The sequence below is a fragment of the Myroides odoratus genome, assembly GCF_965118575.1.
In the GTDB taxonomy this organism is placed as follows: Bacteria; Bacteroidota; Bacteroidia; order Flavobacteriales; family Flavobacteriaceae; genus Flavobacterium; species Flavobacterium odoratum_B.
This window is the reverse complement of record NZ_CBCPHW010000007.1, coordinates 137,347-150,256: the sequence shown is the minus strand read 5'-3', so window position 1 is coordinate 150,256 and position 12,910 is coordinate 137,347. Positions and strand designations below refer to the sequence as shown.

11 protein-coding genes are annotated in these 12,910 nt (G+C 37.4%); 5 read left to right on the top strand and 6 right to left on the bottom strand.

Annotation, left to right across the window (positions count from 1 at the left end; genetic code table 11):
- Positions 1-2 precede the first annotated feature (2 nt).
- Positions 3-689, top strand: coding sequence for a metal-dependent hydrolase (locus ACMHJ2_RS07885; RefSeq protein ID WP_413512409.1), 687 nt, complete (start codon positions 3-5; stop codon positions 687-689).
- 5 nt (positions 690-694) lie between these two features.
- Positions 695-1,726 (top strand): o-succinylbenzoate synthase, encoded by a 1,032-nt coding sequence (locus ACMHJ2_RS07880; protein WP_413512408.1) that lies wholly within the window; start codon positions 695-697, stop codon positions 1,724-1,726.
- A gap of 70 nt (positions 1,727-1,796) precedes the next feature.
- Here the strand turns inward: ACMHJ2_RS07880 and ACMHJ2_RS07875 are convergent, their stop codons facing one another.
- The 5 genes from ACMHJ2_RS07875 to ACMHJ2_RS07855 all read right to left on the bottom strand — a co-directional run bounded on the left by ACMHJ2_RS07875 (position 1,797) and on the right by ACMHJ2_RS07855 (position 8,838).
- A complete protein-coding gene (locus tag ACMHJ2_RS07875; RefSeq protein WP_413512407.1) occupies positions 1,797-2,687 on the bottom strand; it encodes a helix-turn-helix domain-containing protein in 891 nt (296 codons plus the stop codon).
- A 228-nt stretch (positions 2,688-2,915) separates the two neighbouring features.
- On the bottom strand, positions 2,916-4,709 hold the full coding sequence (locus tag ACMHJ2_RS07870; protein ID WP_413512406.1) for an acyl-CoA dehydrogenase family protein: 1,794 nt from the start codon (positions 4,707-4,709) through the stop codon (positions 2,916-2,918).
- Positions 4,710-4,738: 29 nt separating this feature from the next.
- Positions 4,739-5,920 (bottom strand): acetyl-CoA C-acyltransferase, encoded by a 1,182-nt coding sequence (locus tag ACMHJ2_RS07865; RefSeq protein ID WP_413512405.1) that lies wholly within the window; start codon positions 5,918-5,920, stop codon positions 4,739-4,741.
- Positions 5,921-5,941: 21 nt separating this feature from the next.
- Positions 5,942-8,347 carry a 3-hydroxyacyl-CoA dehydrogenase/enoyl-CoA hydratase family protein gene (locus tag ACMHJ2_RS07860; protein ID WP_413512404.1) on the bottom strand — a complete coding sequence of 802 codons (2,406 nt, stop codon included), beginning with the start codon at positions 8,345-8,347 and terminating at the stop codon, positions 5,942-5,944.
- A 50-nt stretch (positions 8,348-8,397) separates the two neighbouring features.
- Positions 8,398-8,838, bottom strand: a complete 441-nt coding sequence (locus tag ACMHJ2_RS07855; RefSeq protein WP_413512403.1) for a MarR family winged helix-turn-helix transcriptional regulator — start codon at positions 8,836-8,838, stop codon at positions 8,398-8,400.
- Between the two features lie 323 nt (positions 8,839-9,161).
- Here ACMHJ2_RS07855 and ACMHJ2_RS07850 point away from each other — a divergent pair, with 323 nt between their 5' ends.
- Both ACMHJ2_RS07850 and ACMHJ2_RS07845 read left to right on the top strand, forming a co-directional pair.
- Positions 9,162-9,926, top strand: a complete 765-nt coding sequence (locus tag ACMHJ2_RS07850) for an N-acetyltransferase (RefSeq protein ID WP_413512402.1) — start codon at positions 9,162-9,164, stop codon at positions 9,924-9,926.
- Positions 9,927-10,540: 614 nt separating this feature from the next.
- Positions 10,541-11,881, top strand: a complete 1,341-nt coding sequence (locus tag ACMHJ2_RS07845) for a peptide-N-glycosidase F-related protein (protein WP_413512401.1) — start codon at positions 10,541-10,543, stop codon at positions 11,879-11,881.
- A 10-nt stretch (positions 11,882-11,891) separates the two neighbouring features.
- Here the strand turns inward: ACMHJ2_RS07845 and ACMHJ2_RS07840 are convergent, their stop codons facing one another.
- Positions 11,892-12,017 carry a hypothetical protein gene (locus tag ACMHJ2_RS07840; RefSeq protein WP_413512400.1) on the bottom strand — a complete coding sequence of 42 codons (126 nt, stop codon included), beginning with the start codon at positions 12,015-12,017 and terminating at the stop codon, positions 11,892-11,894.
- Between the two features lie 523 nt (positions 12,018-12,540).
- Between ACMHJ2_RS07840 and ACMHJ2_RS07835 the strand changes: the two genes are divergently transcribed.
- A complete protein-coding gene (locus ACMHJ2_RS07835) occupies positions 12,541-12,873 on the top strand; it encodes a DUF6660 family protein (RefSeq protein ID WP_413512399.1) in 333 nt (110 codons plus the stop codon).
- The last annotated feature ends 37 nt before the right edge of the window (positions 12,874-12,910 follow it).

Below are 12,910 nucleotides of genomic sequence, written 5' to 3'. Positions count from 1 at the left end.
ATATGAAAATAACTTATTATGGACATGCCTGTTTAGGTATCCAAATCGAAGATATTCACGTAATCGTTGATCCTTTTATTACCGGAAATCCTTTGCCTGCTGCCAGAGAAATCAACGTAGAAGCAATCCAAGCAGATTATATTTTATTGACCCATGCCCATGGCGATCACATTGCGGATGTAGAGTTAATTATCCAGCACAACCCCGAGGCGATTATTGTTTCAAATGCCGAAATTGCTGGACACTATGAAGCCAAAGGCTTTAATGCACATCCAATGAATCACGGCGGAACGTGGCAGTTTGAATTTGGCAAAGTAAAATATACACCAGCCATTCACTCGAGTTCTTTTCCCGATGGGAGCTATGGCGGACAACCTGGAGGCTTTGTTATCGAAAGTAAAAACAAAACGATTTACATCGCAGGAGATACCGCTCTGACTATGGATATGAAATTAATTCCCCTATTTGCATCCTTAGATTTAGCCATCTTACCGATTGGAAGTAACTTCACTATGGGCGTAGAAGAAGCCGTTGTTGCAGCTGATTTTGTACAGTGTGATAAAGTATTGGGGTATCATTTCGATACCTTTGGCTATATTGAAATCGACCATGAAGAGGCCAAACGCAAATTCTTTGAAAAAGGAAAAGATCTAATGCTTTTAACTATCGGAGAGAGCCTAACCTTATAAAAGAGATGAAAGCAACATATAGCAAGCATATCTTGCAGTTTAAGAGACTTTCTGCAACTTCTAGGGGAGTAATGACCCAAAAAGAAACTTGGTTGCTTAAAATAGAAGAAAACGATAAATTTGGAGTGGGAGAGTGCGGGATACTGCGCTCTCTTAGTTTTGATGATCGTCCAGGCTATGAAGCACAATTGAAATGGGTGGTTGAAAATATCCATTTAGGGAAAGAGGTTTTATGGGAAAACCTCCGCGATTGGCCTTCGATTCAGTTTGGTGTTGAACAAGCGTTTTTATCTTTAGCAAGTAGTGATCCCTTTGTTCTTTTTCCCTCTCAATTTGTGGAAGGCAAGGAAGCAATTTCCATCAATGGTTTAGTGTGGATGGGCAATGAAGCTTTTATGAAAGAGCAAATTGATGAAAAACTAAGCCAAGGATTCACTTGTGTAAAATTAAAGATTGGCGCCCTTGATTTTGAAGCAGAATTAAATCTGCTGCACGATATAAGAAAGCAGTATACAGCAGCTCAAATTGAGCTAAGAGTAGATGCAAATGGAGGATTTACGGTAGAAGATGCCTTAACAAAACTCCAACAATTACAGGTTCTAAGCCTGCATAGTATTGAACAACCCATCAAGGCAAAGCAAGAGAAAGAAATGGCGGCGCTTTGTCGAGAAACGCCCTTGCCAATTGCCTTAGATGAAGAATTAATAGGCATAACAACCTATGAAGCTAAAAAGGCGCTGTTGGAACGTATTCGTCCCCAGTATATTATTTTAAAACCAAGCTTAATAGGCGGTTTTAAAGGAAGTATGGAATGGATAGAAATTGCAGAGCACTTGCAAATAAAATGGTGGATTACCTCTGCTTTAGAAAGCAATATAGGTTTGAATGCCATTGCCCAATGGACCTTTACTCTTCAAAACCCGATGCCACAAGGTTTGGGAACAGGAGCTTTATACACCAATAATTTCGAATCTCCTTTGGAGGTTAAAGAAGGGAAGCTCTGGTATAACCCAACTCTAAAATGGGATTTCCTTTAAAAAGAACGTAAATAAAATAAAGAAGGCTCACAAGTTGTGGGCCTTTTCTATGAACAAAGCACACTTGCTTTTATTTTCTTCTAAATTCATCTGGCGCTAGGCCAATGTGTTTTTTAAAAAACCGTGAAAAATAAGAATTGTCTTTAAAGTTGAGTTGATAAGCAATTTCACTGGCCGATAAATTGGTGTGAATTAAGAGCCTTTTACATTCCATCAAGATGCGATTGCGAATCATATCTCCAGCCGATTGGTTTTTAACCCTTTGACACATGGCATTGAGATAATTTGGTGTAACTAATAATACTTTAGCATACTCCTTGGGAAATCGATACTCAAAAAAATGCTTGTCGATTAACGATTCAAAGGATTTAATAAGCGCATTGGATTTTACGTCATTTTTATTGCCTGAAGCAGTAGTTTCAATTTCCTTTTTACACAACAAGAGAACCTCTAGTAAATACGTCCGCAGTAAATTAATATAAGTCCCATTTTCTGTTTCATAATCTTTGAGCATGCAATCCATGGCAAGTTGTACTGCCTGATTCAATTCATCTCCCATTTCTAAGACATGATGCGTTGTAAATTTTTTGAAAAAAGGCAAATCGTGAACAAATAAATGATCAGAGACAAACTGCGTAAGAAAACTGGGCGTAAAACTCAGCAGGTACCCTTGGATGGTTGTATTAAAACTCCAGCTGTGTTGTTGCCACGTATTTAAAAAAATAATATCGCCTCTTTTTATTTCATAAGCTTGTAAATCGATATATTGAATACCTGTGCCATTTGTAATATAAATAAGCTGAAAAAAATCATTTTTATGCATTTTAGTCGTATAACTATCCGTTACCTGTAAGGTATGGTGTAGTTTGGTTATCATAAATTCCTTTTTCTCGCCTTTAGTAGTAAATAATCGTTGTTGGTTTAATTCCCCATTATGCATTTTATCTATTTTGTATTGCAATACTAAAGATAGGTTTATTGTTTTGTATTCGTGTTTTAATTAATAATTTTAGTATTTTTTTATAAAAAATACACAGAATGAGGGTTTGTTTTAGGAATAAGATAATTTGAATATTATATAAATAGACCGTTTTTTTGCTTTTAGTATATAAATCAAAAAGACCGCTCTTTCAAAGAATGAAAGTAGCGGTCTTTTTTTTTAACAAACTAAACCAATCGTTTGTTTTCGTTAGAAAACATATCCATTCGCGTCTATTACTTTTTTAGCAATAGATTCTCGCAGTGCATTTACATTGGGTAGATTTACGTATTTAGTAAATCGTCTTAATCCCATTAACATGATGCGTTGTTCGTCACCTTCAGTAAAAGAAGCGATTCCTTCTTTTCCTTTTTGAGCTATGATATCAACCGCATGGTATAAATAGAGTTGAGCCATCGCAATTTCTTCCTGGATGTTTTGCTCTCCTTTGTTTTTGGCTAATTTTTCAGTTCTTAAGATTGCACTTTCCGCCATGTAAATTTCAATCATCATATCTGCTGCAGCCATCATTAAAGCTTGGTGTTTTTCCAAATCAGGACCAAATTTTTGAACAGCGCTTCCAGCAACCATTAAAAAGGCTTTTTTAAGCTTTTCAATCATTTCTTTTTCTTCCGCGAATAGTTCACTGTAGTCTGGGGTATCAAAACTTGGAATAGCCATTAATTCATCAGCCACTTGCATAGCAGGTGTTAATAAATCGACATGCCCTTTCATTGCTTTTTTGATTAACATTCCAACAGCAAGCATGCGGTTGATTTCATTTGTTCCTTCGTAAATACGAGATATACGCGCATCTCTCCAGGCACTTTCCATCGGTGTATCTTCAGAGAATCCCATACCGCCAAAAATCTGAATTCCTTCATCCGCACACGATTGAACATCTTCAGAAACCGCAACTTTTAGAATCGAACATTCGATAGCAAATTCTTCAACCCCTTTTAATTCCGCTTCTTGATGTGTATTGCCTTCTTCAACACGTTGATTGATTCTCTTTTCAATACTTCCAGCTGCTCTATAAGAAGCCGATTCCCCTACATAGGCATTGGTCACCATTTCGGCAATTTTCGTGCGTATTGCCCCAAATGAAGCAATAGGAACTTTGAACTGAATACGCTCATTGGCATAGTTTACAGCCTCATTGATTAATCTTCGTTGAGAATCCAAACAAGCAGCAGCTAATTTAATACGTCCAACGTTTAAGGCATTCATTGCAATTTTAAACCCATTGCCACGTTCCGAAAGCATATTTTCAACAGGTACTTTCGTATTGTTGAAAAACACCTGGCGCGTAGAAGAAGCTCTAATACCTAACTTGTGTTCCTCTTCTCCGAGAGAAATGCCATTAGAAGGATCATTTTCTACAATAAATCCCGTAATATTTTTATCATCTTCAATACGTGCAAATACAATGTATACACTGCAGAAACCTGCATTTGAAATCCACATTTTTTGCCCCGTAATAGAATAGTATTTACCATCTTCGGAAAGTACAGCTTTTGTTTTTCCTGAATTGGCATCTGATCCTGCATCTGGTTCTGTTAAACAGTAAGCGCCAAACCATTCACCACTAGCTAATTTGGGAACGTATTTTTGTTTCTGTGCTTCATTTCCATACAGAGTGATGGGCATAGTTCCAATTCCGGTATGTGCACCAAAAGCCGTAGAAAAAGATCCTGTTGCCCCCGATATGTAGTCACAAACTAACATCGTAGAGACAAAACCCATTTCTAAACCGCCATAGGCCTCAGGAACAGCAACGCCTAAAAGTCCCAATTCCCCCGCTTTTTGCATACACGCTTTGGTGAAAGCATAATCCTTATTTTCAAAGCGATTCTTGTGTGGCCAAACTTCTTTGTCGATAAACTCTTTGACAGAGTCACGCATCATTAGTTGCTCTTCTGAAAAATCTTCCGGAGTAAAGATATTTTCACTTTTTGTTTCTTTTATTAAATATTGACCTCCTCTTGTTATAGCTGTATTCATGATTTATTTTTTTAGGGTTAATTAGTTACTTATAGTAATTCGTAGATTCCAGCAGCACCTTGACCTGTTCCCACACACATGGTGACGATACCGTATTTAGAGCCTCTGCGTTTCATTTCATCAAATAATTGAACAGATAATTTAGCTCCTGTACAACCTAGAGGATGGCCTAAAGCAATCGCACCTCCATTGACATTAACGATATCTGGATTAATTCCCAATTCTCTGATTACAGCTAACGATTGCGAAGCAAAAGCTTCATTCAATTCAATCAAATCGATATCGTTTAATTGTAACCCTGCTTGTTTTAGTGCTTTAGGAATGGCTTTAACAGGACCAATTCCCATAATTCTAGGCTCAACACCTGCAGCTGCATAATTAACCATACGAGCAATCGGTTCAATATTAAGTTCCTTAACCATTTCTTCAGACATAATCATAACAAAAGCTGCGCCATCACTCATTTGAGAAGAATTCCCAGCCGTAACTGATCCATCCGCAGCAAATACAGGTCTCAACTTAGACAACGCCTCAATAGAAGTACCCTTACGCGGTCCTTCATCTTGTGTAACAACATACGATTTACTTTCTCTTTTGCCTTTTTCATTAATAAAGACCTCATCTACGGTAATAGGTACAATTTGATCCGCAAATTTCCCATCAGCAATTGCTTTTAAGGCCTTCATATGTGAATGATAGGCAAACTCATCTTGATCTTCTCTGCTTACTTTAAACTGGTTTGCAACTGCTTCCGCCGTCAATCCCATGCCCCAGTAGTAATCTTCATTACCCGCTTTAGCAACACTATAATCTGGTGCAGGTTTATACCCACCCATAGGAATATAGCTCATGCTTTCAGCTCCACCCGCAATAATGCAATCAGCCATACCTGCTTGAATTTTTGCAACGGCCATACTAATCGTTTCAATTCCAGATGCACAATATCGATTTACGGTTACACCCGGAACATCATCTATTTTTAGTCCCATTAAAGAAATTAGGCGCCCTATATTTAAGCCTTGTTCCGCTTCGGGCATGGCGTTGCCTACCATCACATCATCAATGCGCGTCTTGTCAAATTCAGGCAAGGCTTGCATGAGATATTCAATGGTTTCTGCTGCTAGTTCATCGGGTCTTTTAAAACGAAAAACACCACGAGGAGCTTTACCGACAGCTGTTCTATATCCTTTTACTATATATGCAGTTTTCATGTTTTTGTACGTGTTGGTTAGTTAGTTTCTCAAAGGTTTACCTGTTTTAAGCATATGTTGAATACGCTCTAAGGTTTTGCGTTCTCCACACAGAGATAGGAAAGCTTCTCTTTCTAAGTCTAGTAAATATTGTTCAGACACTAGTGTAGCTTCAGATAAATCTCCACCCGCCATAACATAAGCGAGTTTATTGGCGATTTTTAAATCGTGTTCTGAAATGTATTTACCTTCCATCATGCTGTTTGTTCCTACATAGAACATACCCAAAGCTTGACGGCCTAAAACCTTGATGTCTTTGCGTTTAACCGGTTGGGTGTAGCCTGCTTGTGCTAGCAATAAAGCTTCGCGTTTGGCTTGCGCAAGTTGCAAGTCTTTATTGACAACCACTAAATCTTTGCCTCTTTGAAGAATATTAAAGTCATACGCCTCTTCCGCAGAAGTAGCCACTTTAGCCATGGCAATAGTTAAGAAATGTTCTTGTAAGGTATTTAACTCCACATCATTTTTGCGATATAAGTCAGAAGCTCTTACAGTCATTTCTTTCGAACCACCACCACCAGGAATTAAGCCCACACCAAATTCAACTAATCCAATATACGTTTCTGCTGCGGCAACCACTTTATCTGCGTGTAAACTAATTTCACAGCCCCCTCCAAAGGTCATCCCATGTGGAGCAGCTACAACAGGAATTGCGGAGTAACGCATGCGCATTGTTGTATCCTGAAACATTTTGATTGCAATGTTTAACTCATCCCAATCTTGTTCAGCAGCCATCATGAAAATCATCATCAAGTTAGCACCTACAGAGAAGTTTGAACCTTGATTTCCAATAACCAATCCTTCAAAATTAGTTTCTGCAAGCTCCACCGCTTTGTTTAGACCCGCTAAAACACCTCCACCGATGGTATTCATTTTCGAGTGGAATTCTAAGTTTACAATTCCATCCCCTAAATCGAGTAGGGTAGCCTCGCTATTGCCCCAAACTTTATTGGTTGTGCGAATATTATTTAAAATAATAAAAGCATCTTGTCCAGGAATAACGTCAAACGTTTTGGACTGTTGATTGTAAAATAGTTTTTTGCCGTTTTCCAATTTATAGAAACTCTGTGCACCAGAGGCTGCTAACTCTTTAATCCAAGCAGCAACTTCATAGCCTTCTTGTTCAATTAAGTCAATCCCTTTTTGCAAGCCTAGGACATCCCAAGTTTCAAAAGGACCGTATTTCCAAGCATATCCTGTTTTCATCGCATCATCAATAGAGAAGAGCGTATCTGTGATTTCAGGCACTCGTTGGGCTACATACGCAAATAGTGAAGCAAAATGTTTGCGGATAAGCGTACCTGCTTTTCCTTTATCTGCCAATAAAACAGACCATTTCGCTTTTGTGCCACCCGCTTGATTCGCCATTTCAACCGCTTCAAGTTTAGCGCGTACTAACGGTCTATAAGTTAAGGTAGTTAAATCTAAAGCAAAGCGATTTGTTTTGCCTTCTTTATCTACTTCTTTATAATAAAAACCTTTTTTGGTTTTATCTCCTAAAAATTTATTTTCCAACAAGAAGTTTAAAGCTGTATTGTCTTTAATTTCTTGAATCATTGCATCCGCAGGACAGTTTTGTTTCAGTCCCATTGTTACATTAATTGCTGTGTCTAAACCAACTAAATCACCAAGTTTAAAAGTTCCCGTTTTAGGACGTCCTAGAAAGGAGCCCGTTAAGGTATCAGCTTCTTCAATCGTAAGACCAATTTCTTGCGTTAATTGCATAACCATGGCCATGGAATAAACGCCAATTCGATTGCCAATAAAACCAGGCGTATCTTTACATAATACAGGTGTTTTACCTAAGTATACGCGGGCATAGTTTTGGAAAAAAGAAAGTACCTCTGGAGCCGTATTCGGTCCAGGAATAATTTCAAATAAAGGCAAGTAACGAGGTGGATTAAAAAAGTGAGTACCGCAAAAGTGTTTTTGAAAATCGTCAGAACGACCTTCCACCAACAGTTTCATTGGAATTCCAGATGTATTAGAAGTAATTAAAGTGCCTGGTTTTCGGTGTTTTTCAATATTTTCAAAAACGGACTTCTTAATATCTAGTCGCTCAATAACGACTTCAATTATCCAATCTACATTTTTTATTTTTGATAAATCATCCTCGAGATTTCCTACTGTAATTCGATCAGCAAAGCGCGGCGAATAAATAGGAGAGGGTTTTGATTTTAGTGCATTGGTCAAATGCATTTGAGCAATTTTATTTCGAATTGCACGATCAGCAAGGGTGAATCCCTTTTTTTCTTCTTCAGGGGTTAAAGCATTGGGAACAATATCCATTAACAATACCTCAATACCGATATTTGCAAAGTGACATGCAATAGCTGATCCCATAACGCCTGAACCAATTACAGCCACTTTTTTAATTCTTCTTTTCATATGTTTATATAATTCCAGTGGTTATTATTTGTTGTTTATACCAATTCTCCTTACTTTTTCGTCTCAAATATGGCCTTGTCGGCAATAAGTTGATGGATGGTTTCCGTAACTTGAATAAAATTGGCTATTTGTTCCTCCGTAAGATGCTCCTTTAAAGTCTCATTAAAACGCTTGACCTTTTCTTTCGAAAGCTCTCTTTTTTCAAGACCTAAGGGGGTTAGCTTTAGGATAACACCTCTGCCATCGTGCGGATTTTTTTCTCTTGTGATTAATTCCTTTTCCTCCATTTTGTTCAAGGTACGCGTTAAACTCGTCGCTTCCATTCCCATATTTGGACCTAATAGAGTAGAAGGGGTACCGTTTCTATCTATACTTAAAAGTGCAAAAGCGAGAGACATTGTAGCGCCATATTTTGCAGCCTCTTCATTGTACATTCTTGCTACGGCTTGCCAAGTTGCTCTTAGGGTATAGTCAATTGTTTTTTCCTTCATTTTCAAAAATGGGTTAAACTCAAATATACTAAAAAAATAATATGCTTGCATACTAATTGATAAGATATTTTTTTAAAAAGTAATTTATTTTTCTTTGAAAGAAAAAACGAAGAAACTTAAGTCCTTCTAAATTAGTGAATTATTTTAACATGAGGGCTATGTATGGGATACTAATTTTTTGGGTAACAAAAAAAATAAACGAGTAAATTAAAAAAGTTAGGACAAAAAAACGGAAAAGGAGACGGGTTGGATTTATAAAGAGTATCTTTGCTGACTGAATTAATAGGAAGCTGTTAAATCGATAATTAATAATTTTTTTTTGCATGAATCCGAGTCATTTTTCTTTTATAAGAACATCAAAAACGTACTTACCACAATATGATGTATTATTAGAAAAAGCGGATGCTTTCCGTATTTGGCCTGAATTTATATTACAGGATAAAGTAAATATCAAATACTGGGAAGATCTGTATGTTGAATTTCCGTTGTATCAGTTTTTTTTAACGGATCAACAAGAAGTTGTTGGCAATGGCAACTGTGTTCCGTTGAGTTTGACAGCAGAAGAAGTAAACCATCTACCTGAGGGAGGTTGGGATTGGGCACTCGAACGCGCTTTTTTAGACAAAAAGGCAGGGAAGAAACCCAATACCTTATGTGTGTTACAACTCGGTATAAATAAAGGATATCAAGGGCAAGGGGTTAGTGATACCTTGGTTCGCTTTATGAAAGCGATAGCCAAAGAACAACAATTCACCCAGTTTATAGCACCTATTCGTCCACATGGCAAACAACAGTATCCGCTTCAAACGATGGAAAACTATGTTAGCTGGACCAATGCGGAAGGTTTGCCTTTTGATTCGTGGATACAGACCCATTGCAAAAATGGAGCGCAAATAGATAAGATATGCGCAAAAGCAAGACAGGTAGAAGGAACCGTTCAACAATGGGAGCACTGGACAAAGCAATCTTTTCAGAGCTCAGGGAAATATATTGTTGATTTTGCCTTAAACCCAATTGAAATTGATTTAGAACACAATATTGGACGGTATACGGAACCCCATGTTTGGATGAAGTATAGCGTAGAATAAGTAAATAATTACCTTGTTGCAAGTTGAGTAGACCCCAAAAAGTGAATTGCCTTTTGGGGTTTATTTTTGGTTGGCTGCGAATTATTTTTGATCTGTATGTCCATTTGGAATCTCTCTTAAAGGCAAAAATACATAGCGTCTACAGGCGCTATTTGTATTGGTGCGAGTCAGAGACTTCGAGTAAAAGGGATGGCCATTTGGAATGAATTTGTTTGGGTCTTGCTTGGATTTGGCTCAAATTAAGTTTTAGTCTTGTTCAAGTCTTGTTCGGGTCAGGTTCGGGTCAGGTTCGGAAAAACGCACTTTTTCTCGAACAACATTCGACTAATATTCGACTTATGCGCGAATCAGTTTCATCGTGTATCCCAATTATTTTAGGAATAAGCAAATACAGATTGAGAAGAGAATAGCCCCTGGACTACTTGAATAGTCCTATTTTAGAAAGATAAAAAAAATTTAACAATAGTTGGTTTTAAGTTTTGTTTGGCATATTTTTATAAATTCATTAACATCTGGCTTCTAGGTGAAGAGAACCTGGTGTTTTTAGTTGTTTTTTAAGAAGTGAAGTCTTGAAAATAAAAATAATAGAGCAAAATTTAGTAAAAACCGAAACAATGAAACTACGATTATCTTTTTTCAATTTAATTCTTGTATGCTTTTTTAGCCAATACAGTTTTTCACAGTCGAGTGAATCAGTAACTACCTTATTTGATAAAGTTATTTTTTATGATGGCTATGCAGCTGCGTCCGCAGAACCTACACAAGTGGGTGTTGTAAGATTGCGAAACGATCTGTATGCAAAAAAGATAACTGATGAAGAGCGCAATAGCGTGAAGTCAACCTTAACGATTGACGTAACAATAGGTGCGCTTTGCGATAACTACGATCGATTAGGAGGAGTTTTTATTTCTTTGGTTCCCAAAGGACAACCGTTGAGTGACAATACTAAAAAAACAATTGAAATAGGTCGTTTTATTACGCCTTTTATGAATAAAAATAGACAGCCAACAGAAGTACCATATACGTTTGATTTGACGCATTTAGTGCCGATGTTTAAAGACAATGCAATGAAGGCGTATGATTTCTGGATTGAATTCAATGTCTTTGGCGTTCCGTATGCTGCCAATAATGAAGTAGTGGGTTGCTCAGGGAGAAATGATGTATTTGAAGGAACGGTAAAAATGAAAACGGCGGGTTCAGGCAATGTATTAGACACCTTTTATTTATTGCCTTTAGCGAGTAGAGATACCTTTAACAATTACAACGCAACAGATGTAGCAGGTACGACAACCAAAGTGTATCAATTTACCCTTGAACAAGATATTAATGAGTCTTATTTTCATTTGATTACGTCTAACCACGGAGCGAATTCGGGCGGAGAAGAATATGTTCGCCGTATGCATTACGTATATTTAGACAATAGCTTGATCGAATCTTATAAGCCAGGAGGAAAATCATGTGAGCCTTACCGCCAATACAATACCCAAGCGAATGGCATTTATGGCAACCGACCTAAGACGGAAGCCGATTGGACTAGTTGGAATAATTGGTGTCCCGGAGATGTTATTCCAAACCGAATTTACAAAATCGCCGATCTGAAAAAGGGAACCCATGAATTCAAACTGACAGTTCCCGATGCACAATTTGTTGGACAACAAGGGGATTTTCCTTTATCGCTTTTCTTCTATGCAACCGGAATAAATGGCGTTTTATCCAATGAGAAATTCGAAAAAGTAAGTTATAAACTATACCCAAACCCAACGCAGGATGTGATTCATATTAGCTCCGAAGATCAGGTGGATACCTTGGTTCTATATGATATGAAAGGCAGTAAGGTAATGGAGGCAAAACAAGTAAATACATTGAATATGAGTAAATTGTCTTCGGGGAATTATATTTTAACTATTATTTTTTCCAATGGTGTAAAAACAAAGGAAACGATCGTAAAAAAATAAACTACGTATTTTAAAGATATAAAAAAGGCTCAAGTGAATTCACTTGAGCCTTTTTTGTTCGTTGTATGGAATGAGAGCCCTTACTACGCAGTTCCATCCATGGCACTTCTGCCGTAGTAGCCGTCTCGTATGTCATTCTGCTTGCTGTGAAGCATCGCATCGGTTATTCAACTTTGTCATTCGCAGTATGGATTTATAGGATGCGACCTCTCCTTCGTCGAGGACATGCGAACAGGAAAAGTGAATTCGAAAAAAGTGGATGTTTTGGTCAATCCCCAACTTTTACACTTGATTCTATCGTTGTTTCGTTCTAAACTACACTTAATCCGCAATAGAATCAGGCTATAAAAAGCGAGTAGCCTTTTCCTGAGAAAGAAAAGGCTACGTCATTTGTTGTTTGTTGTTTTTGCTTCTAAATAGCGGGCTATTGGGTATTATTTTGTTTATACGTTTAGAAAAAGACAATTTATTGAATCTCTTTTGGCTATCCTGTCCTTTTTTAGGACTTATATTTAATTATTAACCAAAATCTGTGCCATAAATTTCATTTCTAGTAGCTCGAATTTAAACTGGATGTTTTTGAAGTAAAAAGATGCAATTGCGTTGCAAATACAGTCAGATAGTATTAAAATCCAAAAAGACTTTCTATTTTTGTAAGGATGAAACACTACAAGTACATACTAGCTTTGTTTTTAGCAATAACTATTTTGGTTATCTCTTTTTATCCTTGTGCGGATAGATATGTTTCATCTATAGTGCAAACAGAAGTAGCAAGTACAGAGGCATTTGAAACGCAACATAAGGAGCATTCTTCGGACGCTTGTTCTCCTTTTTGTACCTGTGTATGCTGTGCGGTATCTGTAAATTTAACCTTACCTAATTACGCCTTACCCCAACTGCTACCAACCCTAGCAACAGCAAAGACACTGCTGCCTTATCCTTTTGTAGAAACTGTCGTTTATCATATTTGGCAACCCCCTAAGCTCGTATAATTAGCTCGTTTTTTTTGCCGTTAATCTTCTGAAGGTT